Source organism: Streptomyces sp. NPDC043853 (assembly GCF_056436025.1).
On record NZ_JBWKDJ010000004.1, the window covers coordinates 266,432 to 287,543 of the forward strand.

The 21,112-nt window shown below is 69.8% G+C and carries 20 protein-coding genes and 1 tRNA gene; 5 read left to right on the top strand and 16 right to left on the bottom strand.

Annotated elements, in window-relative coordinates; translation table 11 throughout:
* Positions 1 to 11: 11 nt before the first annotated feature.
* Complete coding sequence (locus AC067U_RS13420) at positions 12 to 905, bottom strand: FAD binding domain-containing protein (protein WP_478829798.1); 894 nt, start codon at positions 903 to 905, stop codon at positions 12 to 14.
* Between the two features lie 1,109 nt (positions 906 to 2,014).
* Between AC067U_RS13420 and AC067U_RS13425 the strand changes: the two genes are divergently transcribed.
* Together AC067U_RS13425 and AC067U_RS13430 are read left to right on the top strand one after the other, a co-directional pair.
* Complete coding sequence (locus AC067U_RS13425; protein WP_478829799.1) at positions 2,015 to 2,518, top strand: nucleoside deaminase; 504 nt, start codon at positions 2,015 to 2,017, stop codon at positions 2,516 to 2,518.
* A gap of 329 nt (positions 2,519 to 2,847) precedes the next feature.
* Positions 2,848 to 2,920, top strand: a tRNA-Arg gene (locus AC067U_RS13430).
* Between the two features lie 68 nt (positions 2,921 to 2,988).
* Here the strand turns inward: AC067U_RS13430 and AC067U_RS13435 are convergent.
* From AC067U_RS13435 to AC067U_RS13490, 12 genes are all read right to left on the bottom strand, one after another.
* The gene (locus AC067U_RS13435; RefSeq protein ID WP_478829800.1) at positions 2,989 to 4,134 is read right to left on the bottom strand and encodes a tyrosine-type recombinase/integrase; all 1,146 of its coding nucleotides are present in this window, start codon (positions 4,132 to 4,134) and stop codon (positions 2,989 to 2,991) included.
* Positions 4,134 to 4,331, bottom strand: coding sequence for a helix-turn-helix domain-containing protein (locus AC067U_RS13440; RefSeq protein WP_478829801.1), 198 nt, complete (start codon positions 4,329 to 4,331; stop codon positions 4,134 to 4,136). The genes AC067U_RS13435 and AC067U_RS13440 overlap by 1 nt, the downstream gene beginning before the upstream one ends.
* A gap of 540 nt (positions 4,332 to 4,871) precedes the next feature.
* Positions 4,872 to 6,347 carry an ATP-binding protein gene (locus AC067U_RS13445; protein WP_478829802.1) on the bottom strand — a complete coding sequence of 492 codons (1,476 nt, stop codon included), beginning with the start codon at positions 6,345 to 6,347 and terminating at the stop codon, positions 4,872 to 4,874.
* Between the two features lie 2 nt (positions 6,348 to 6,349).
* On the bottom strand, positions 6,350 to 7,234 hold the full coding sequence (locus AC067U_RS13450) for a bifunctional DNA primase/polymerase (protein ID WP_478829803.1): 885 nt from the start codon (positions 7,232 to 7,234) through the stop codon (positions 6,350 to 6,352).
* 86 nt (positions 7,235 to 7,320) lie between these two features.
* A complete protein-coding gene (locus AC067U_RS13455) occupies positions 7,321 to 7,992 on the bottom strand; it encodes a hypothetical protein (RefSeq protein ID WP_478829804.1) in 672 nt (223 codons plus the stop codon).
* A 10-nt stretch (positions 7,993 to 8,002) separates the two neighbouring features.
* Positions 8,003 to 8,491: a hypothetical protein gene (locus AC067U_RS13460; RefSeq protein WP_478829805.1), complete on the bottom strand. Its 489-nt coding sequence runs from the start codon at positions 8,489 to 8,491 to the stop codon at positions 8,003 to 8,005.
* A gap of 224 nt (positions 8,492 to 8,715) precedes the next feature.
* Positions 8,716 to 10,827 (bottom strand): hypothetical protein, encoded by a 2,112-nt coding sequence (locus AC067U_RS13465; RefSeq protein WP_478829806.1) that lies wholly within the window; start codon positions 10,825 to 10,827, stop codon positions 8,716 to 8,718.
* On the bottom strand, positions 10,815 to 12,467 hold the full coding sequence (locus AC067U_RS13470) for a hypothetical protein (protein WP_478829807.1): 1,653 nt from the start codon (positions 12,465 to 12,467) through the stop codon (positions 10,815 to 10,817). The genes AC067U_RS13465 and AC067U_RS13470 overlap by 13 nt, the downstream gene beginning before the upstream one ends.
* A gap of 82 nt (positions 12,468 to 12,549) precedes the next feature.
* Positions 12,550 to 12,867 carry an RRQRL motif-containing zinc-binding protein gene (locus AC067U_RS13475; RefSeq protein ID WP_478829808.1) on the bottom strand — a complete coding sequence of 106 codons (318 nt, stop codon included), beginning with the start codon at positions 12,865 to 12,867 and terminating at the stop codon, positions 12,550 to 12,552.
* Positions 12,864 to 13,712 (bottom strand): hypothetical protein, encoded by an 849-nt coding sequence (locus AC067U_RS13480; RefSeq protein WP_478829809.1) that lies wholly within the window; start codon positions 13,710 to 13,712, stop codon positions 12,864 to 12,866. The genes AC067U_RS13475 and AC067U_RS13480 overlap by 4 nt, the downstream gene beginning before the upstream one ends.
* The gene (locus AC067U_RS13485; RefSeq protein ID WP_478829810.1) at positions 13,709 to 13,984 is read right to left on the bottom strand and encodes a DUF6303 family protein; all 276 of its coding nucleotides are present in this window, start codon (positions 13,982 to 13,984) and stop codon (positions 13,709 to 13,711) included. The genes AC067U_RS13480 and AC067U_RS13485 overlap by 4 nt, the downstream gene beginning before the upstream one ends.
* A complete protein-coding gene (locus tag AC067U_RS13490) occupies positions 13,984 to 14,247 on the bottom strand; it encodes a DUF6284 family protein (protein WP_478829811.1) in 264 nt (87 codons plus the stop codon). The genes AC067U_RS13485 and AC067U_RS13490 overlap by 1 nt, the downstream gene beginning before the upstream one ends.
* 498 nt (positions 14,248 to 14,745) lie before the next feature.
* On the opposite strand from AC067U_RS13490, the gene AC067U_RS13495 reads away from it, so the two are divergent.
* From AC067U_RS13495 to AC067U_RS13505, 3 genes are all read left to right on the top strand, one after another.
* Complete coding sequence (locus AC067U_RS13495) at positions 14,746 to 15,588, top strand: sigma factor-like helix-turn-helix DNA-binding protein (protein WP_478829812.1); 843 nt, start codon at positions 14,746 to 14,748, stop codon at positions 15,586 to 15,588.
* A 1-nt stretch (position 15,589) separates the two neighbouring features.
* A complete protein-coding gene (locus tag AC067U_RS13500) occupies positions 15,590 to 16,399 on the top strand; it encodes a protein phosphatase 2C domain-containing protein (RefSeq protein WP_478829813.1) in 810 nt (269 codons plus the stop codon).
* Between the two features lie 778 nt (positions 16,400 to 17,177).
* Positions 17,178 to 17,969, top strand: a complete 792-nt coding sequence (locus AC067U_RS13505; protein ID WP_478829814.1) for a DUF6445 family protein — start codon at positions 17,178 to 17,180, stop codon at positions 17,967 to 17,969.
* 93 nt (positions 17,970 to 18,062) lie between these two features.
* Here the strand turns inward: AC067U_RS13505 and AC067U_RS13510 are convergent, their stop codons facing one another.
* The 3 genes from AC067U_RS13510 to AC067U_RS13520 form a co-directional block, all read right to left on the bottom strand.
* Positions 18,063 to 19,355 (bottom strand): glycosyltransferase, encoded by a 1,293-nt coding sequence (locus tag AC067U_RS13510; RefSeq protein WP_478829815.1) that lies wholly within the window; start codon positions 19,353 to 19,355, stop codon positions 18,063 to 18,065.
* Positions 19,352 to 19,993: a tetratricopeptide repeat protein gene (locus tag AC067U_RS13515; protein ID WP_478829816.1), complete on the bottom strand. Its 642-nt coding sequence runs from the start codon at positions 19,991 to 19,993 to the stop codon at positions 19,352 to 19,354. The genes AC067U_RS13510 and AC067U_RS13515 overlap by 4 nt, the downstream gene beginning before the upstream one ends.
* Positions 19,994 to 20,141: 148 nt before the next feature.
* A partial coding sequence (locus AC067U_RS13520) for a collagen-like domain-containing protein (protein WP_478829817.1) occupies positions 20,142 to 21,112 on the bottom strand: 971 nt, incomplete at its 5' end.

Genomic DNA, 21,112 nt, shown 5'->3' on the forward strand with positions numbered 1-21,112 from the left:
CGCCCACGCGCCTACACCGAACGGGACCGGCCGCGGGCGCGGGGGTCGCGGTACTCCTCCCAGGTCCACAGCAGCTGGCGGCGGGCGAGCACCCCGACGGCGTGGCGCCGGTACGCGGCGGTCCCCCGTACGTCGTCGATCGGATTGCACGCGGCGGCGGCGAGAACGGCGAACTGTCGGGCGATGGAGGGAGTGACCGGCTCGCCCGAGTCCCAGAAGCCGCCCTCTTCGAGCGCGGCGTTCAGGAACTCCTCCGCGGTCTCGGCCCGGACGGGCGTGGGCGCGGCGGAGCCGATCCCGGTCCGGACGGTCCTGGTGTCGGGATGCAGGGCGAGGCCGAAGGCGCAGACCGCGATGACCATCGCGTTGCGCGTGCCGACCTTGGAGAACTGCTGCGGCCCGGTGGCGTTCTTCAGGTGCACCGCGCGGATCAGCTCGTCGGAGGCCAGGGCGTTGCGCTTCACCCCGGTGTAGAACGCGTCGATCGGAATGAGCCTGGACCCCCGGACGGACTCCGCTTCCACCTCGGCGCCCGCGGCCAGCAGCGCCGGGTGGGCGTCACCGGCCGGTGAGGCGGTCCCGAGGTTCCCGCCGACGCCTCCCCGGTTGCGGATCTGCGGGGACGCGACGGTGTGCGAGGCGAGCGCGAGGCCGGGCAGCGGAGTCCGCAGGTCCTCCATGATCCGCGTGTACGGCACGGAGGCCCCGAGCCGGGTGGTGCGCTCCCCCACCTCCCACTCGTACAGCTCGCCGATCCGGGTGAGGTCGAGGAGAGCGTCGGGCCGCCGGTGATCGAAGTTGATCTCGACCATGACATCGGTGCCGCCGGCGATCGGCAGGGCCGTGGGCAGCTCCGCCTTGATCGCGAGCGCCTCTTCCCAGCTGGCTGGACGGAGAAAATCCATGGTCGTTTCTCCTCGTCTCGGGGGCCGTCCCGCCATGGTGGGACCACGACGCCGCCGGCCCGCCGCAACCGCGCCGCCCGACCGCGATCGCCTCCTCCCACCAGGATGTGATCGATCCGCGCGGGCCGCACCCACCGGTCGGGCTTCGGAGCCGCCCGGGGAGGGCGCACCCTCGCCGAGGTCCGCGAGCACCCCCGGAAGAGCCGGCGGCGTGGCCGAAATCGCCCGCGGTGGTGCCGGACGGCGACAACGAGCCAAAGGGGTCCCTTTTGCCCCGTATCGTACTGTCGCGAAAACAAGCCGCCGACCGAACGCACAGGACGAGCGGCGCTCGCGGCCCCCACATGCCGCGCCAACGGGGACGCCGATCCGGCCGACACCCGTAGCGCCGCCCGGCTCCCACATTCCGGATAGAGCCACCGACAGCCTCCGTTTCGGCCGCGGATCACGACGCGAACGGTGCAGTGACCCTGCAGCCACTGAGCGGAACGTCACACCCGCGACGACCCCCGGGTGGCGGGAAATCGTCCGCCCAGATTCCGCTTAGCCGCGCGCGGCAGGTCCGGATGGCCACGAACACGGTGGATTATCAACCAGCGGTACATAACGGGCACATAACGGACGGACTCGCTCTCGTAGAACCCTACGAAGAGCCGGTCCTACCCTGGGGACGTCTTCATATTTTCAGCCCCTCGCTGGTTGTGCTCGCTTGGCTGTCTACTGCTCACATCAAGGCGCGCCCACACCGGGGACTGCGCCGCGCCATGTCAGCCGCACACTTCGATCAGGGGGCGTTCGCGTGAAGCCGGATCACCGGCCAGGGCTCGATCGTCCTGACAACTTGCCGACCGACAGGAAGGGCGTCGGCGGCGAGGCTGTCCTGCCCCCTCCCCAAGTGTGCAGGGACAGGCGCGGATGATGGGCCATCATCCGAAGAACTGGCCGAAAAGCGCATATATCGCCGGTTTCATGCCGCGATGAAATCCCTCGGGTGTCGCCACGGCGCTGATCTCACGGCCGGCACCCGCAGGCCCCGCCTGCTCCCCCCGGTGCGCTGTCCCTCGCGGACGGACCATCCGGGGTATCCCCAACGTCTCAGAGGAGTCACCGTGACTGCGCACACCCAGGAAACCAGCATCCAGGAACTCGAGCGCGCCTGGCTGGACGAGGCCATCCGCGTGGCCACGAACAGTGTGGCGAACGGCGGCGGTCCGTTCGGCGCCCTGATCGCCAAGGGCAGCGAGGTCGTCGTACTCGGGAACAACCAGGTGACCTCGACCCTGGACCCGACGGCGCACGCCGAGGTGACCGCGATCCGTGCCGCCTGCAAGGCGCTGGACACCTTCTCGCTCGAAGGCTGCACCCTGGTGACCTCGTGCGAGCCGTGTCCGATGTGCCTCTCCTCGTCGCTGTGGGCGCGGGTGGACCGGGTCATCTACGCCGCGGACCGGGACGACGCCGCGGTGGCCGGCTTCGACGACCGCAAGTTCTACGACCTGTTCGACAAGAAGGACGCGTCGCTGTGGCCGATGCCGGTCGAGCAGCTGATCCTGCCGAACCGCACCGCGCCGTTCGAGGCCTGGCTGGCCAAGGCCGACCGCATCGACTACTGACGCACCCGGTTCGCTTCGCACCGGCACCGTGTGAACCGAACCACCTGGATCACTGTGTCCTCCGGAGACTTCCGGCAACGGAACCCGGGGTGAACATCCACGGACACGAGTGCATACCGCTCACGCCGGGTGCCCGCATGACGACGGGGTCCTCCGACCAGGCCCCTGGGGCTCGCCCCCAGGGACCTGGTCGTCCGTCGGCCAGGCCCGCGACAGCGGCGGCGGGAGATACGGACATCTCCACACCAGGTGCACCAACCCTCCCCCGTTGACCCCCTTAACCCGGTTACCGATCAAGCGCCACCCGCTACACTGACCGCGGTGGCCACGCCTTCGTAGCTCAGGGGATAGAGCACCGCTCTCCTAAAGCGGGTGTCGCAGGTTCGAATCCTGCCGGGGGCACAAGCCAAAACGGCCCGGAGCGATCACGCTCCGGGCCGTTTGACTGCACCGACTGACGGCAACAGGGGTCACGCACCTGGCCGACGGCGCCTCAGCATCCGGTCCATGTGGCTGATCGCCTCGCGCTTCGTGTCGTCCACAACATGTGTGTAGACCTCCATGGTGATGCTGATCTGGCTGTGCCCAAGGATCTCCATGATGACCCTGGGCGGGACGCCGGCGGCGGTCAGCAGGGTCGCGCATCCGTGACGGGCATCGTGCAGCCGGACGACCCGGAGGCCGGCGTCGGCCGCGACCCGAGTGAAGGCACGGTAGACGTTCCTCGGCTCCACCGTCCGCCCGTTCCGCGTGGCGAAGACGGGGCCATCCTTGGACCACGCGACTCCGGTCTCCCGGAAGATCGCCCGCTGCCTGAGTCGGTGCCAGCGCAGGGGGGCGATGCACATGGCCGGCAGCGGCACGACCCGCTGGCGGCGGCTCTTCGGGTCGTCCTGGTAGAGCTGGCCGCGCCGTCGCTGAGTCTGCTGGCGGACGTGAAGCACCCGGTTGTCGAGGTCGAGATCCGACCACCTCAGTCCAACCAGCTCGCCGCGCCGGAGCCCCATGGCGATGGCCAGGACGAAGCCCGCGTAGAGGGCCTCCCCGCGCGCGGCCTCCAGGAACGCGAGCGTCTCCTCCAGGGTCCACGGCCGCATCTCCCGCTGCTTCGCCCTGGGCGGCTCGACCAGAGACGCGACGTTCCGGGTGATCAGCTCGTCCCGCACCGCTCCCGACAGCGCAGTGCGCAGAACGCGGTGGGCCTCCTTGGCCGTGGCCACCGTCTTCTCCTTCTGCACCCGGGTGAGGAAGCGGCGCACATCCGACGTGCTCAGGCCCTCCAGGCTCCGGGACCCGAGCAGGGGCACGAGGTGCAGCCGTACGTGGGCTTCGTACTTGTCGTAGGTGCTGAGCTTGCGCCGCGGCTCGACGTGCTGCTCCAGCCAGTACGGCAGCCACTCTGACAAGCGGGCCGACCGGGTCGGCGTCGGAACGCCCTGCCGGTCTCGGAGCACCAGCTCCTGCCGCTTCTCGTCGCACTCCTGCCAGGTCTTGCCGTAGACGGTCTTGCGGGCGCGGGTGCCGTCCGGCTGCGGGACGTACACACGGGCTTCGTACCGGCCGTCCTTGCGCTGCCAGATGCTGCCAGCGCCGTTGGGGTTCTTCTTGCCTGCCATCAGGCAGCGGCCTCCAGTTCGGTGTCGATGAAGCGGTATACGGCGTCGGCGGGGATCCGACGGGATCGGCCGACGGTGATGCTGGGCAGCCGCTTGGAGCGGATGAGGTTGTAGACGCTGTGCCGGCCGAGCCGGAGGGCGGCCATGACCTCGGGGACTGTCAGGAGCAGGGGCGGGGGCGGAAGCGCGGTCGGCACTATGGCTCTCCTGTCGCTGCGTCGAGGGGATGAAGGTGATCGGTGGGGGCTGCCGGCCGGAGGCGCTGCGAGCGGGGTGCACGGCCCTCTCGGGCGCCTGTGCCGGTCCGAGGCTCGGATTCCTGCGTCACCGCGTCATGTGCGTCATTGACCTGCCTGACCTGCGGTTTTCGGTGACGCAGGGGTGTGGCCGTGTGCCACCGGCCTGCGTCACCCGCGACATCAGGTGACGCAGGCCGGTGATGCGCGTGACGTGGGTGACGCGGGGTGACACAGCCGTCGTCCGTCTGCGTCACCCGTCTATGCGCAGATCGCAGACTGTTTGCGGGCCGGTGGTGACGCAGGTGACGCAGCGTCTCTTCTCTTAGGAAAAAGAGAAGGGGGTGTCTGTTGCGGTTCGCTGCGTTCAGGCGTGAAGAAAGGAGCCGCTGCGCGGCACGTTCCTTGTAGCGGCGGCAAGCCGCCGAACTGCAAGAGGAGCACGGCCCACCCGGGGCGGGGTGCTCCTCTTGCCTTTTGGAGCGGTTGCGGCGGCGCCGGTCAGAACATCGGATCCGACTGGTCCGGCGGCGGGGCTGCCGGTCGGGTCATCTCGATGTAGCGGGCGGCATTGGTGCGGCCCCAGTCGATGAGGACGCCGCGTGCGGCGAGGGTCGGCTGCAGCCGCTTGAGGCGGTCCGAAAGGACCTTGCCGGTGGTGGGCCACCCCTTGGGCAGGGGGCGGAAGTCCTCTCCGGTGTAGAGCTGGGTGAAAGCGTGCAGCCACTCGGCGGAGGTCATCCGGACTTCCCCGCCCGGATCCGTGCCGGCGGCGTGCCTGAGGACGGTCTGCGCGAGGAGGTCACCCTCGATAACGTCGTCGTTGAGGTCATCGAGAGCGGCCCGGTAGGCGTTCAGCGCCCCGAGACCGGTGGCCGCGTCGAGCTGCGCGCACAGGTGGGCGAAGTCGGCCATGCGTAGGTCGGTGGGGATGTCTGCCTGAGCGGCACGGACCTTGACGGTCAGGTCGAGGAGGGACCCCAGGATGACGGGCAGGACCTCTTGGAACTCCGCCCACAGCTCCGCCTCGGTCCGCCGGACCCGGGGCCGCTCCAGGCGGAGCGGGAGGAGCCGCTCGGCGAGGTCGGGGCGGATGACGCCCACGTCGATGCCGGTCAGCAGCAGCGGACGGCGGTAGCGGGCCCTGACGACGTCGCCGTCCGTGTAAAGGGCGCGCTTGATCGTCTCGGCCCCGGTGACGATGCAGCACATGAGGTCGGACAGGTCCGGGGCCAGATGGGAGAGGTTGTCCAGGGCCGTAACCCAACCAGCGGCCACAGCCGCGATCAGGTTCTCCTCATCCTTCGGAGCGCGGCGCAGATCGCCGCTCATGCCCTCGATGATCCGCACGAGCATCCGCCCGCCGGTGGACTTGCCCGCCCCTTGCGGGCCGGTGAGGAACGGTGCGGGAACGGGCACGGACGGCCCGAGGCAGCCGATCAGCCACGCGATCGCCAGGCACTCGGTCTCAGCGGTGGCGAAGTTGCACAGCCGAAGCAGGAGGTCGATGCCCTTGCCGTCGGTGTCCTTGGCCGGCAGGGGCAGTTCCCCAGTGAGCTGGGTTCGCCGCCAGCACACCTCTTCAGGATTCGGGGTAACGATGTCCCATCCGGTGGGGTGGATGCGGACGGACTGGCCGTCAGTGCGGCCCAGGTCAAGCCACGTTGCTCCATCGAATCCCGGTGCGACCCGGATGTGCACCGGCTGCACCTCCTGGTTCATTGCCAGTGCCTCGATCAAGTCCAGTGCCTCCTTCAGCGCGGTTCCGTTGAACACTCCGCGTCCGTCGTTGAAGAGCCCGACCATGAGCTCCTGGCGGTGGCTACCTGAGGTGCCCTGGGAGCGAATCGGACGGGCTACGGGGTGGCCGTTCTTCTGCGCGAACACGGTCCCGTCGGCGGTACGGAAGTACCGGAAGTGCGCTTGCGCGTAGTCGGTGATGACCTCGCGGGCCGGAGTCTTCTCGTCGTCGGCCATGCCTACAGTCCCAACGTCGTTCGGGCGTTGTCCCAGGCGTCCGTGCAGTGCCGGAGCGATTCCCCCTTGGCCTGCGCAGCGGTGAAGAGCTTCGCGATGTGCGCCTCGGTCAGGCATCCGCACCGACCATGGGCGGACAGCACGGCGAGGAAAGTCCGGTAGACGGTCTTGTGGATCGCGCTGCTCGCCTCGGTGATGCGCTGCTCGGCCATGGCGATCCCCCGCTGCAAGTAGACGGGCGAGCGGTGGGGACACTCCCCGCCCCCGGCCGACGCGGGCACGGCTACAACGTTCAGCGCTGACCGGACCGAGATTGGCTCTTTCACGGCGAGCGCGCGCACGGCATCCGGCAGCGGCGCCATGGAACCGGTGCCGGGGCCACGCCACTGCGCGTAGGCCATGGTCGACTTCAGGTCGACACCCTCACGGACGCCGTTCACCGAACACATGGCGCCCCGGTAGATCCAGTGCTCGCCCCGGGTGGTCGCCACGGTCGTGGTCGCAGGGAGGTTCTGGCGGGCCCACGCGACCGCGTCGGCGTTGTCGAGATCCACGACCGTGAGTCCCGCCCCGCCGGGGTGGTAGGCGACGGCCTGGGCCTGCCTCCAGGCTCCCGCCCACGCCGCGGAAGTGAGAACGGCGGATTCGGTCGTCGCGGCGCCCCAGGCATGGCAGGGTGCGGGGCACTGGCAGTGTCCGGCGGCCTTCATGTGCGGGCGGCCCCCGCAGGCGCTGCCCGCGCAAGTGCGGCAGTTCCCAAAGGGGAGCTTGCCCTCCCGAAGCGGCAGGACGGGCAGGCCGATGTCGGCAAGCCAGAGCGCGGTGCGGAGGTGAGCGGGTAAGGCCAGGCGGCGCGGGCCTCGCGGGAAGTCGGTCAAGTGGGTCATGCTGGATACCTCCAGTCGTTTTGAGCGTGCTGGATGAGGGCGGCCCCGGGTTCATTGGCGTGAGACGGGGGCCGCCCTCGGCGTACCTAGCTGCTGGTGAGCTGCCTGCGGGGTTCGAGCAGCGCGAAGCGCAGCGCGGTCTCCGCGTTCTGGCCGTACAGGTGCATGGCGTCGGGAAGGCTTGCGGCGACGCTGTAGGCGTCGTGCATCGCGGAAGATTCGTGGTCGGCGAGGTAGGGCTCGGCGTCAAGCTCGCTGGCGTACTCGGCGGCGGCTTCGCGGCGTTGCATCTCGGCGAGAGTGCGGTCGAACTCGGCCTTGCCGCTCCAGCCCTTCAGCGCCTCGAACGCCCCGGTGGAGGGGTATGCCTCGCTGGGGAGGATGTAGAACCCCTGATCGGTGCGGCCGAGCTCTACCGCGGGTGGCTGGTGGCCGTCGAGGACCTGGCGGATGGCCCAGGTGGAGCCGTAGGCGTAGCCCTCGGCGGTCTGGGCGTAGAGCCGGTGGAGCCGGTCCTTCTGCGTGCGGTGGACGTCCCCGATGGCGAACAGGGCATGGTCGTGCGGGCGGAACGGCACGCTGCTCGGCCGTCCGGGGATGGTGAGCTCTCCGTCGACGTGCTTCAGGCGGTCGAGGTCGTAGTGGTCGGTGGTGATGCGCGCGGACTGGTAGGCGCGTTGGGCTTCTCGGGCCGCGGCGCCGAGGGCGTAGACGCTGTCGGTCAGGGTCTCGAACCACGGGGTCGTGGTGCGGGTCATCGGTGGCTCCTTAGCGGTTGTTGATGGTGCCGGTGGCTTTGCCGAACAGGCCGGTGGCGGTGATGTTCTGGGTGACGTGCTGGACGGGTCCGGCGCGGTGGCCGGTGTGGGCGCGGCCGGCGCGGAGGAGCAGGGGTGCTGCGGCGCCGGCGGCGATGAGGGCGACGGCGGCCCAGAGGGCTTCGGTCATGGCGATCAGTCCCGGGGCTGCGTAGGCGATGCCGAATCCGGCGGCGGCCACCCCGCCGCCGACGGTCGGGGCGAGCAGGGCGGTGGTCTTGGCCCACACCGGCACCGACTCGCGGGCGCGTTCCGGTTGGGTGGGTGCGGGGTTGGTGTAGGCGAGGGTGCGTACGCCGTTGGGGAGGGTGACCCAGTCGACGCCGGGCGGTATCTCGGCGGGCAGGATCACGGGCGGCGAGATGGGTGCGGGCCGGTAGGTGGGGTCGCCGTAGCGGGTGGCGGCGGTGGCGCTCGGCAGGGTGGGTTCATAGGGCATTGCAGGCTCCTGTACGCGGCTACGAGCGGCCCGCCGGGGCGGGTCTGACTCGTGTGGGGTGGTTGCGCTGCGTGGCTGGGTTACTGCCTACCGCCCACTGCCCAGTGCCTACTGCCTACTGCCCACATGCCTGGTGAGAGGGCCCCTGTGGGCAGTACGGAGGGCCCCTACTGCCTTGTTCGCGGGTGGCAGTGGGCAGTAGGCGGTAGCGCTGCGTGGCGGTTTCAGGCGTGGTCGGGGTGGACGTAGACGGAGTGAGGTCCGCGGTCGCGGTAGACCAGTTCCCCGCGTTCGGCGGCGGCCTTGAGGGCCTTGCGGACCGCTTCCCGGCCGCGCCCGACCGTGTCGGCGACCGCGGCGGGCCTCATGCCGTCCGGCCCGGCGGCGTAGATCGCGGTGATGGCGTCCGGCAGCCATCCGGGGCCGGTGTCGGCCTGCTCACCGCGCAGAGCCTTGAGGTTCAGCCCCTGAGAGGCTGGGGGTTCCGGTTTCGGGCTGACGGCAGGGTCGGGGGCGGTGGCGAACTGGGCGTCGATCTCGCGGATGAACTCCGCGGCGAGACGGTCCTCGTCGGTCTCCCCCGTGGCCGGGGCAGGCCCGGTGTCCCGGAAGGCGCTCAGGTTGAGCCCGCCGACCGTGGCCGAAGCGGTCGTGCCCAGTCCCGCTGCCCCGGCCTCGGGCTCGCTCGGGTCGGCGCTGGTCATCCAGGCGGTGCGGGCGTGGTCCCAACGGCGGGCGTAGTCGGGACCGGCGGCCTTGGCCGAGATGTCGTCCAGGCGGGGGTGCCGGTCGGAGGTGGCGATGACGATGTCGCGGATCTGGTTGGGCAGGATCCGCCAGGACTTGAACAGGCCCGCCGGGGACTCCGGCGTTCCCATGAACCCCGAGCCCTTGTACGGGGCCTGCTCCACACGCAGGCCCCGGCTCCCGGGGAACATCTTGTTGAGGTCCATACCCTCGGTCTCGCCGCCGGTCAGGGCCACCCGGACCTTCCCTTCACGGCGGATCATGAGATTGCCGAGCACGCTGCTGGTGGCCCCGAGCGCGGTCAGGATCGTGCGGATGCCCATCGAGCGGAGCATCCGGATCACTTCCAGGATCTTCTTCGCGAGCTTCCGCATCTGCGGATCCGTGCTGGTCAGAATCTCCGCACCCTCATCCACCACCAGCATGATCTGAGGGATCTCAGCACTGATCGGGAGCAGGTCCGTGTTCGCCTTGGCCAGCAGGTCCTGATACGCCTGCTTGCGGCGCAGCCCGACCCGCAGCGCGGCATCGAGCATCAGCTCGGCTTCCTCAAAGGTGGAGGCGAGCCAGTCCACGCCGGGCCGGACCGCCTGCCCGGCATCGGCGGTGAGGGCGGGGCGGACCCAGGGCAGGCCGGCCGATCCGGCGTTGAGGTCAATCACCCAGGTCAGGCCGTCGTTGGCGCGGGCCAGTCCGGCCAGGACACCGTGAAGCAGGTTCGTCTTGCCCGATCCGGTCGGGCCGACCAGCAGCGCGCACTGCTCACGTAGGTAGGCGTTGACCGGGGTGCCGTCGGTGCGGACGCCCCAGGGCATGCCGGTCAGGATCGACAGGGGGCTGTAGTCGGTGGGGTAGCCGATCTCTTCGGCGAGGACGTTGACGGTGGTGACGTCGATCAGGACGCGGCCCTGGTCGATGCCGGGGGAGGCGGCGGCGGTGCAGCCGTGCGGCAGGCGGGCGTCGGCGGACAGGCGGGTGTTGTGCTGGGCAACCTTGTCCCACGGAATGCCGCCCTGGGGCAGTTCGGCGTCGATAGTGAACCCGGTCCCCGTCGGCCACATCTCCACCGCCACGACGCGGAGTGTGATCCCGCAGACCCGCTGGACGCGGTCGACCCACTCGGCGGCGATCGCCCGGCGCTCGGCGGACAGTTCACGAGCGACCTGCCGTTCGGCCTCTTCCAGGGCGACGTTCTCGCGGGCTTCCTCGTACAGGCCGGTGAAGTGCGTCGCGGCGGCCATGCCCATGCCGAGGGTCGCGAGGGAGCCGAGGGCGGCCCAGGACAGGGGGGTGGTGGTGATGGCCCAGGTGGTCCAGCCTCCGGCCAGAAGCCAGGAGGCGGCGCGGGCGCCGATGGTGCGGCCGGCCAGTTTCTGGCGGAGGCCGGCGGCGGTGTGGCCGATGGCTCCGGCAGCACCGAAGGCCAGGGCCCAGGTGGGGGGCATGTGGGTGGCGGCGCCGATGGTGGACAGGGCGAAGGCTCCGGTGGTGGCGGACAGGGCGCCGGTCACGGGTCCATGACCGGCGGCCCAGTCCAGCGCCACCCCGGTGTGCTGGGGGGTGGTGGCGGCCATGATCAGACGTTCCATCCCTTCTCGGCCTCGGGCCCGTTGCGGGGGTCCTCGTGACGGGCGATGTCGTGCTCATGGACCATGCGGAAGACACCGCACAGGTCATCAGCGACCGCGGTCGCACTGTTGAGGGCGCCGTAGATGTCGGCGAAGCCCTGGGCGACTTCCTTCTCCAGCGGGAATTCGGAGTCGGAGCGCTCGGCGAGGATCTGCATGATGTTCGCGACCGACGCCAAAGCCTCGGGCAGTCCGTCGATCATGGCGAGGATCTCCATGGCGGACTCGGGCTCGTAGGACTGAGCGGCCTGCTCCATCTCTGCGGCGAGTTCCTCGAACCGGAACCCCGAACCGCTGCTGCTGGACGTGCTGGACACGGTGTCTCCCTCACTGATGACGGGCGGTGCGGTGGTGTTGGTGCGGTCGGGCCGTTCGGCCCGCTCCCCGAGCGGCTGATCGTCCTGCTCGGCCTCGACCACGGCCTGCTCCTCTGCCGCGGATTCGTCCTGGTCGAGCTGGGCGTGGATGTCGGTGTCGCGCTGCTGGCGTTCGGCGCGGGCCCGGCCGGTCAGCCACCGGAACAGCCGCCGGCCGGGGTTCATCAGCCAGGCCAGGCCGAGCTTCCGGCCCAGCGGAGTGGTGAGCATCCCGGCCGCGCCCATGAGCGCGCCAAGGACGCCGGCGGCGGCCCGACGGGCCTGGTAGCGGGCCGCGGACCGGCGCAGCGCCTTGCGTGCCGCTTTCTGGGCGGGCGCCTTCAGCGCGGCCACCCGCCGGGTCCGGGCGGCCTGGCGGACGGACTGTTCACCCGCCCGGACCTGCCCGGCAGCGTGCCGGTCCTGGGCCTTCCGTCCCCTGGCGACCGTCCGGTCCCGTATCCCGGCCGCCGTGCCCGCGGCCTTGCCCGCGAGGCGCCCGACGGGGCCCCGCTCAGGACGTTTGCCGGTCTGGGGTGTGGCGGTGCGGGCGGTCTTGGCGGCGCGGCGGGCGTCGGCGACCTGCCGTCGGGCTCCCATATCGGCGGCCCGGCGGGCGGCCCGGGTCGGGGTGTCGTGGCGGGCCTGCTGCCGCAGCTCCGCCACGCGACCCGCCCGGCCGCCACCTGGCAGCCGGGACAGCACACCCGAACCCGGCCGCCGGGATGGCGCCTTGGCCTTCCCCACCGGTGCCGCGGAACCCCGTGAGCTGCCACCAGTGGTCTTGCGCGCAGCGCCCATGGCCCGGCCGGTGCTGCCGGAACCGGCTCGGCGGCCGGCACCGGCGGCGGAGGCGGAGGCAGCACGGTGGCTGCCGCGCGGCTGAGAGGGAACCAACCCCACGGCACGGGGCGACCGGCCAGAACCCGGAGTCGCTGGAGATGTTGTGGGCCGGGGGCGGCGGCCGGAGGGCCTGCGCTTCTCCTGCTTGGTGCGGGTGGCCAGGGTGCCGAGGACGACGGCGGCGGTCATGGCGACCGCGGCGGCGACCGGTCCGGCGGCCATGCCCGCGGCCCCGACCAGCCCGGCGGTCGTGTTCGCACCGGCCAGGCCCAGAGGCAGGACCGGCAGTCCACCGGCCGTGTGGTCGACCTGGGGTTCGCGCTGCTGCTTGGGGGCGGGCGGATCGGCCGGGGGTGTGGCCTGGTCGGGTGGGGCTGTTGGTGGGGTGAGGGTCTCGGTCATGCTGAACGTGCCTCCTTGAGGTAGGGGCCCGGCCGGATCTGTGGTGGTGAGGGCCGGGCCCCGAACTTCGGTGACGGGGTGTTCAGGCGGAGCAGGGGTTGCAGGCGCCCAGGTGGGCGGGGATGACGTATCCCGCGTCCCGCCCGCAGTGCGGGCAGGTCCGCCGGGCCGCGTTCGCACGGGCCAGCGCCGCGCGCTTGGCCGCGGTGAACGGCCGGACAGGGCGGGCCAGGTCGACCCGGTAGAGGTAGGCCACCAGCGGTCCCCGCTTCCGGCGCGGACGCTGCAGTTCGGCGGCGACGTCCTGCCCGCCGGGGCGTAGGCCGGCGGCGCGGAGCTGGCGGCGGGTGGCCAGTCCGTCCGGGGCGAGGTGCCACCGGTAGACCGTCAGGGTGCTCACGGGGCGACCTCCGCGGGGGCGGAGGAGAGGGTGGCGAACTGGGTGTAGACCTTGTGGACGTAGGAGGTGGACCGGGTGGACAGCCGGGCGGCGTGCCCGATCGAGTCACCGTTCACCCAGCACTCGCGAATGATCCGCTTGGCCTCTTCTGCCGGCAGTTTCTCGACCGGTTCGGGGTGGAGGGGGACGACGGTGGACGTACGGGGGATGGTCAGGGGATACACCCGGCGGCCACCACAGATGACCGGCGAAGATGCCCCTGGCCTGCCCACGGACTCAGCGACCGCCGGAGCGGCCGCGGGGACGGTGGACGGGGGTACGGGTACGGGGTGGACGGCAGGGGGATGCACCCCGGCCGTCGGGGTGTCCCCCTCGGCGGCCCGCAGGTACTCGATCTTGTCCAGGATCGTCCTGCGGTAGTGGCTGATCGCCTCGGCGAGCGCGATCAGCAGCACCGGGGGGATGGAGTGGAGGACCAGTCCGGCGGGGTCGACGGCGTGGGGGACGCCGAAGGGTGTCCCCTCGGGCCAGAGGGAACCCCAGCAGTTCATCACCCACGTGGCCACCCCGGCGAACCAGCGCAGCACGGTCGCCCACCCTGAGGGGCGCAGACCGTACTCCGACAGGCGGCCGTCGAAAAGGAGCACCGTGCCGAGCGCGACGGCGACCATGGGGTCCAGCAGCCAGGCGATCCACGGCGAGACGTGGTGGTCGATGGCGAAGGTGGTGACGTTGGTCGCGGTGAAGATCAGCGCCACGGTGCAGATGAACACCAGCACCCGCGTCAGCGAGGCCAGCAGCCGCTCAAGCGCACGGATCTGAGCCGCCGCGCTGCGCGCCTTCACCGGCCACCACCGGACCCGGCCGGGCGGACGGCGACCTTGGCCATGAGCAGCACCGGCGTGTCCCAGTCCTCGTCCGGCTCACCCTCCACCCAGGACCACTCGCCCCCGGGCTCCACCTCGTATCCGAGGTCGGCCAGAACGCGGGCCCGCTCGGCCGGCGTCGGGATCGGCGAGCCGTCAGGCCAGTCGTACGACGGCCAGCCGGTCTCGCCCGTGAGGACGACGAACAGGTGCCAGCCCGCCCTGTTCGACATCTGCGCGGTCAGGTGCATCACGCCACCTCCGGCGTGACCACCGGCGCCTTGTTCGCCGCGTCCCGGCGGGCCGCCAGCACCTTGCGGTGCGCGCGCCGGATACGCCGCGCGCTGAACTCCGAGGCCGGACGGTCCAGCAGCGCGATCCGCGCGTCCAGCAACTCGACCTCCGCGGTGATGACCGGCATCTCCGCCTCGATCGCGTCCAGCTCCGCGTCCGTCGGCTCCAGATCGGCCGGCAGGGCGGTAACACGGGTCTGAAGTGCAGCGATGGACTTCATTGGGTCTTGCTCCTCTCACACAGGAACGGGACCGAACAGCGCCCCCGGTGTTCGAGCACCGGGGGCGCACGTCGTTGTGAAGCAGGAAGAACTCCGGCTCCCCTCGACTCCGCCCGTACGAGCGCCGACGGCGTCGAACGGGCGGAGGAGGCAACCGGCCGCAACCAGAGAGCTGCGGAGGTCAAGCGCGCGAACCTGAGCCGCGCTGGCCGCCTTACTGAGGAGGCGGCGGCCTCAACTTCATGTCCACTGTTGAGTTCTCAAAGAGCGGGGACTCTCCGACGTGCGCGGTAGGCCGGTAAAGGCCTCCCGTTTACACGGGACACGCCGGACGCCCACAGGCATTCGCACAGGTCAGAGGGTGCATAGACCCCCTTAGCAAGTAACGCTTAGGGGGTCTATGCGCTGACCTGATAGCCAAGGTAGGCAGTTGCCCCCATGGCCGTCAAGCCCCCCTCGCGGTATGGTTGCTAGACCCCCTAAGCGCGGAGGTTGTAGGTGCACGAAGAGATCCAGCGGGTGGCCCAGGTCGAGGTCCCTGTCGAGCGAGCCAAGGCAGCAATCGCCTTGATGGCCGACTACCAGGGCCGAGTCACGGAGCTGTCCCGCATTCGACGCGAGGCGATCGAGGAAGCAGCGGCATCCGGCATGTCCCAGTCGGAGATCGCGGCCCTGCTCGGCGTCAGCCGGGGTCGAGTTGGCCAGCTGGCCGCCCAGGGGCCGCCGCCGGAACGCGCCTTCTTCGGCACCGACCTCATGACCATTTCGCTCGGCGGCAAGTACGAGGCCGGCAAGGCGCCTGAGGAAGCGGGAGAGGTCGTCACCCGCGAGGACCTCGGCAACTTCGAACACCTGCGGAAGCTGCTCGGCACGCTGAAGTTGGATGCTCAGTACGAGGTGATCCCGCCGACCGGCATCGTGAACCTCAACCGCGACCATCACATCGTGGTCTGCGGGCCGCGCCTGTCGCCGATCATCGCCCAGGTTCTGGAGGGTGACGACCACCTCCGCTTCCAGAAGGACCGGGCTTGGCACCTGGTGGATCTGAAGACGCAGGAAGTCCACCGGTCACCCATGGATGAGGGCGGAGAGGCGGGAGATGTTGGGTACCTTGCCCGGCTTCCGCGCCTGGACAGCAAGGGAACGTTCATCTACATCGCGGGCATTCACGCCATCGGGGCCAACGGGGTGGTTCATTACCTCGAAAACCACCTGGCGGAGCTGTATCGCGAGGTCCGCACCCATCGCTTCTCCACGCTGATCTCATGCCGCTACGACCCCAAGACGCTCGAAGTCCTGGAGAGCAAGCGCGTCAGCCCGATCTACCGACACGAGGCATGACATGTACGTCAGCGTTGCGACCGAACCCGGGGGAACCGCACCCAACGAAGACTGGGTGGGCGGCACCCCGTCCCTTGCCCTGGTGCTGGATGGCCTCAGCACCGCGGGACTCGAAACCGGCTGCCGGCACGGCGTGCCCTGGTACGTCGCCCAACTCGGCAGTCAACTCGTCGCAGCGCTGGCGGCATCCGATCGGCCGCTGGCGGATGGGCTGGCCGAAGCGCTGGAGCGAGTGGGCCGGCTTCACCCCGAGTGCGACCTGAGGAACCCCGGCACGCCGTCCGCGACGGTGGCCATCCTGCGTGAGCGACCGGGCTACTTCGATCACCTCGTGCTCGCGGACTCACCCGTCGTTCTGGAGGGCACCGACGGGGTCACAGTGATCACGGACCTCCGGGTAGATGAGGTGTGCCAGGACCTGCGGGCCGAGACGGAGCAGTTCCCGACGGGTACTCCTGAGCACCGCGCGAGCGTCGCCAGACTTGTCGCGGCACAGAGGAAGATCCGGAACACCCCGGAGGGCTACTGGGTGGCCGCGGCGGCGCCTGATGCTGCCGCGCACGCCTTGACCGGCACCGTTGCCGCTGCCGACGTGCGGTCGGCAGCCGTCATGTCGGATGGCGTCTCGCGTCTGGTCACCGAGTACCAGATGGCTACCTGGGAAGCGCTGCTCGCCCAGCTCAGGGAGAGCGGGCCGGCCGCCCTCATCCGCACGGTTCGCGAGGTGGAAGCGACCGACCCGCACGGCCAGCGCTGGCCCCGCTACAAGGCCGGAGATGACGCGGCGGTCGCCTTCTGCTCCTTCGCCTAGGCGGTGGCGAGAGCGCGCGCAACCGGGGTCCCGGTACGTCGTGAGTACGAGAGCCGCTCTCGCACCTCGCGCAGGGTCCGCGGCCGGTAGCCGGGCCCGCAGCCACAGCACGCCTGCCGAAAGTCCAGTCCGGCATGGAGTACGACGGAGACGACCCTCCAGGCATCCCGGTCCCGCCGTGGCGGCGCCTCGAAGGCATCACCGGCGAGGAGCAGCACTCGGCGGCACCTCGGGCAGTGGTACGTCCGCTGCTCGGAGTGCTTGAAGGAGAGCCGGCAGGAGAGGCACACGTACGCGGAGCGATGGGGCATTCGGCCACTATCAGCCGACGGGCTTCCCCGCCGCCATGGGTTTTTCTGCAGGCACGCCGGCCACGCCCCCAGTTCTCGACCTCAGGGTGCACCACCTTCCTGACGGCACCGCTTGACGGCAACGTCCGCGAACGACGGCAACCACCCGGGACCTCTGGGTGCAGACCGCTCAGGCCCCCAGACATCCCAGGTCAGACGGGGGGTGAACTCCTAAAGCGGGTGTCGCAGGTTCGAATCCTGCCGGGGGCACAGCACGAAGGGCCAGTTCCGAGGAGTGATCCTCGCGAGCTGGCCCTTTCGCATGTGTCCGGCCGTACCGCGCCGGTCACCGTCCGTCATGATCCTTATGACTGTCGTCAACGTCTTGCCCGGACGACTCACCCGCGAAGATGCCCCGGACCGGAGCGACACCTGAACCAGAATCGACCGACACCAGAAAATCACACGCTCACCAAGGTGGTCCGGCGATGTCGTTCAACCCGGGGAACCAGGTCAACTTCGGCGGCGAGGCCGCCGTTGTACTGGAGGACCGCGGCGGCGGGGGATATCTGATCTCCAGCGGCCCGGCACAAGTGCCGATCGTGGTCCCCGCCGACACCCTCGAGGACGCGCAGCGCAAGCCCGCCGCCAAGAGGCTGTTCACCCCCTCCGCGCCGCATCTGCTCTCCGTGGACGACTTCCTCGACGACCCGGACGAGGTGCGCAAGATCGCGCTCAACGCCAGCTACCACGCCAATACCGAGTACTTCAAAGGTCTGCGCAGCGATCACCGGTTCCTGTGGCCGGGGCTGCGCGAGGAGTTCTCGCGACTGCTCGGTGCTCCGATCACCGAATGGCTCGGCCACAACGCCAACGGCGTCTTCCAGCAGACCGCGCACGACGATCCGCTGGTCTGGCACCACGATTCGCAGAGCTACGCCGCCGCGATCTACCTGAACCCGAATCCGCCTGCCGGTGCCGGCACCAGCTTCTGGCGGGACCGGGCCCACGGCTGCCGGCGGGCGCCCAACCACCCGAAGGAAACGGCGCGCCTCGGCAGCCCCGAGGCCGTCGATGCCGCGCGCTCGGTGGTCTACGACGCGTACAACCTCGAACACGAGGACAACTGGGAGCTGATCGAGTCGATCTCCGGCCAGTACAACCGGCTGGTCATCTGGGACGCGAAGCTGCTGCACTCGGCCACGTCGTACGAGCATTTCGCCGGGGAGCACGGCACCCACCGCCTGGTGCAGCTCTTCTTCTTCGACATCGCCACCTGAGCCGCTCGCTCGGACGCCCGCCCGCCCGCACCCGGTCACGTGGGTGTGGGCCGCGGATGCCGACACATCGCATCCGCGGCCCACCGTGGGACCTCACACGAGCAGGGGACCTCCGCACCGTTCCGCGCCGTCCTTCACGGCGATCAGGTTGGCCTGCACGTAGGAGATGAGGTTCTTGGAGTGCCAGTCGGTCGGGTAGTAGGTGACCAGCCGTGACTCCTGGAACTTGGCATGGATGTCCGGCACGAAGGCGCGGTACTGGTTGTTGGTGTAGTACCAGAACGAGTTCTCGTTGTAGTAGGCGACGTGCGTCGGGTCCTGGTACGCGCCCCGCCCGTCGGAGCTGGGAGTCAGGCTGAGGAGCATGCCGCCCGGTGCCAGCAGCCGGTACAGCTCGTTGATCAGCGGAATCTTCTGGGGCACGTGCTCCAGGAAGTCCACCGCTCGGAGCAGTCCCACCGAACCGTCGGGAAGGTCCAGCGGATTGGGCAGCGTCGCGACGATGTCGACGCCGTCCCTCTTGTGCTGGTCCACCCCCATGTAGCCGGGCGGCTTGCGGTGCGCAGCGCCGAGGTCCAGCGCGAGCAGCCCGCGGCGCTTGGTCCAGGCGAGCATGTTGGCTTCGATGTACTTGTCGTAGAGGGCGACGGTCTCGCGCTGGATGTGCGAGTTGATCTCGGGGTCCCGCTGGGTGTTGGCGGGATGCATCCGCTGCAGGTACAGGCAGCGGGGGATCCAGTGGAATTCGCCGGCCTGGAAGAGGCGGCACATCAGGTCCTGGTCGTCCAGCACCGTGCGGGTGGCGTCGTACCCGCCGACCTGCTCGTAGACGTCCCTGCGGAACGCCCGCACGTGGTTGGGGGCGTACCAGATGTACGAGACGTTGTGCGGGGTGGGCGCCATGGCACGGCTCTGCAGGAACCGGCGACCGTCGACGTCCACCTCCTCGTACTCCCAGCCGTGCGCCGCGTTGAACCGCGAGTCGTCCCGGCCTCCGTCCTGGGTGACGTGAGCGGTGTTGCTGTAGACGAAGACGACATGGGGGTTCTCGTCGAATGCCTTGGCCACCTCCGCCAGGCAGTCCTTGGCCAGCATGTCGTCGTGGTCGAGCTCGACGAGGATCTCTCCGCGCGCCAGTTCGCAGGCGCGGCGCTTGGCCGCTCCGACTCCCCGGAGGTCATCGGAGATTTCCACCCGGACACGGTCGTCGGGGTGTTCCGGCCGCCATCGGGCACCGTTGTTGAGAACCACGATCCACTCCCAGTCGGAGCAGGTCTGCGCTTGCAAGGTCGCCAGGCAGTCGTCCAGGTAGCGCGGTTGGTGGCTGGGCGTGAAGACGGAGAACTTCGGGGTCGGCGTCGGCGTCGGCGTCGGGGAAGAGGTCATCTGCTGGTACCTGTCTGGGTGGCTTTCGGTGCTGTACTCGCGGAGTCCCGGAACTGCTCCGGGACGAACCGCCGGAGGGACGGGTCGTTACGGACGGCGAGGCCGAAGGCGTTCTCGGCCTCGCCGTCACGGCCCTTTTTCACCAGGGCCTGTCCAAGGTGCAGATAGGCCGTGGACGCCTTCGGGTCGGCGCTCACGATGCGCTTCAGGATCGCGATCGCCTGATCGGTGTCGCTCGATTCGAGCAGGATCGCCTTGTTGTAGAGGGCCGATCCGAAACCCGGATCGATCGTGAGCGCCTTGTCGTACGCCGCGCGCGCGTCGGCTGTCCTGTTCTCGTACTGGGCGATGACGCCGAGGTTGTACCAGGCGTGTTTGTTGGCCGGATCCACGGCCAGGACCTGTCTGAAGCTGCGCGCCGCCCCGGAGAAGTCCTTGTTCTCGCCCTGCTTGATGCCTGCTTGGAGCAGTACCTCGGCCCTCGGGACGGACTTGGCCGCAGGTGCGGCGGCCGGCCTGGCTTGAGTGGTGGGCGAGGTTGGGGAGTTCCTGTTGGACAGTTGAGCCCAACCACTCACCATGTTGGCGACCACGACTGTTGCGACGAGTCCGGTCCACAGTCCCATCCGCTTCTTCACGGGGGCTCTACCTCACCGATGGTAACGCGACCAAGTCGGCCGACAGGGGCAAGCAGGAGCAGGTAGTGCGGACGGTCCCCTTTCCCGGACCGTCACTCAGGTGGCCGTACGGGCCTGTGGCCGAGCGGGTGACGCTCAGCCGGCCGGTTCACGGCGCACAGATCGCCCATACGGTGAGTGAGTCGTTGCCGTCCTGGGTGGCCTGCCAGCCGGGAGACGCAGCGCCGGTGCCACCTCCGGATGGACGGCTGTCTTTGACGACGTCGTTGTCGCCACTGGGCTGGCTGTAGCCACCGCCCGTGGCGCGCGTGCTGCCGGGGCATGTGACAACGAGGGTGGCCTGGCTGCCGGTCACGAAGTGGACCGTGCTCTGCGACCCGACGCTCGCGCCTTGGCTGCCTTGGAAGCCCTGGAAGCCCTGGAAGCCCCGGAAACCTTGGTTCCCCTGGTTGCCCTGGTTGCCCTGGTTGCCCTGGTTGCCCTGGTTGCCTTGGAAGCCCTGCTCACCCTGCTCGCCCTGGTTCCCCTGGAAACCTTGCTCGCCCTGGAAGCCCTGCTCGCCCTGGTTGCCCTGGAAGCCCTGCTCCCCTTGCTCGCCCTGGTTCCCCTGGAAGCCCTGGTTCCCCTGGAAGCCCTGCTCGCCCTGGTTCCCCTGGAAACCCTGCTCGCCCTGGAAGCCCTGCTCGCCCTGGTTGCCCTGGAAGCCCTGCTCCCCCTGGTTGCCCTGGAAGCCCTGCTCCCCCTGGTTGCCCTGGAAGCCCTGCTCCCCCTGGTTGCCCTGGAAGCCCTGCTCCCCTTGCTCGCCCTGGTTCCCCTGGAAACCTTGCTCGCCCTGGAAGCCCTGCTCGCCCTGGAAGCCCTGCTCGCCCTGGTTGCCCTGGAAGCCCTGCTCCCCTTGCTCGCCCTGGTTCCCCTGGAAACCCTGCTCGCCCTGGAAGCCCTGCTCGCCCTGGTTCCCCTGGAAGCCCTGGAACCCCTGCTCGCCCTGGTTGCCCTGCTCGCCCTGGTTGCCCTGCTCCCCCTGCTCACCCTGGAAACCCTGCTCGCCCTGGAACCCCTGGCTGCCCTGGCTCCCTTCACCGCCCTGGCCCGGGACACCCTGGTTCCCCTGGAAGCCCT

Excerpts from the sequence above, each read along its gene's own strand:
- AC067U_RS13420 (WP_478829798.1), bottom strand. The coding sequence starts at position 905 with ATGGATTTTCTCCGTCCAGCCAGCTGGGAAGAGGCGCTCGCGATCAAG.
- AC067U_RS13435 (WP_478829800.1), bottom strand. The coding sequence starts at position 4,134 with ATGGCAGGCAAGAAGAACCCCAACGGCGCTGGCAGCATCTGGCAGCGC.
- AC067U_RS13445 (WP_478829802.1), bottom strand. The coding sequence starts at position 6,347 with ATGGCCGACGACGAGAAGACTCCGGCCCGCGAGGTCATCACCGACTAC.
- AC067U_RS13450 (WP_478829803.1), bottom strand. The coding sequence starts at position 7,234 with ATGACCCACTTGACCGACTTCCCGCGAGGCCCGCGCCGCCTGGCCTTA.
- AC067U_RS13455 (WP_478829804.1), bottom strand. The coding sequence starts at position 7,992 with ATGACCCGCACCACGACCCCGTGGTTCGAGACCCTGACCGACAGCGTC.
- AC067U_RS13460 (WP_478829805.1), bottom strand. The coding sequence starts at position 8,491 with ATGCCCTATGAACCCACCCTGCCGAGCGCCACCGCCGCCACCCGCTAC.
- AC067U_RS13465 (WP_478829806.1), bottom strand. The coding sequence starts at position 10,827 with ATGGAACGTCTGATCATGGCCGCCACCACCCCCCAGCACACCGGGGTG.
- AC067U_RS13470 (WP_478829807.1), bottom strand. The coding sequence starts at position 12,467 with ATGACCGAGACCCTCACCCCACCAACAGCCCCACCCGACCAGGCCACA.
- AC067U_RS13485 (WP_478829810.1), bottom strand. The coding sequence starts at position 13,984 with ATGCACCTGACCGCGCAGATGTCGAACAGGGCGGGCTGGCACCTGTTC.
- AC067U_RS13490 (WP_478829811.1), bottom strand. The coding sequence starts at position 14,247 with ATGAAGTCCATCGCTGCACTTCAGACCCGTGTTACCGCCCTGCCGGCC.
- AC067U_RS13500 (WP_478829813.1), top strand. The coding sequence starts at position 15,590 with ATGTACGTCAGCGTTGCGACCGAACCCGGGGGAACCGCACCCAACGAA.
- AC067U_RS13505 (WP_478829814.1), top strand. The coding sequence starts at position 17,178 with ATGTCGTTCAACCCGGGGAACCAGGTCAACTTCGGCGGCGAGGCCGCC.
- AC067U_RS13510 (WP_478829815.1), bottom strand. The coding sequence starts at position 19,355 with ATGACCTCTTCCCCGACGCCGACGCCGACGCCGACCCCGAAGTTCTCC.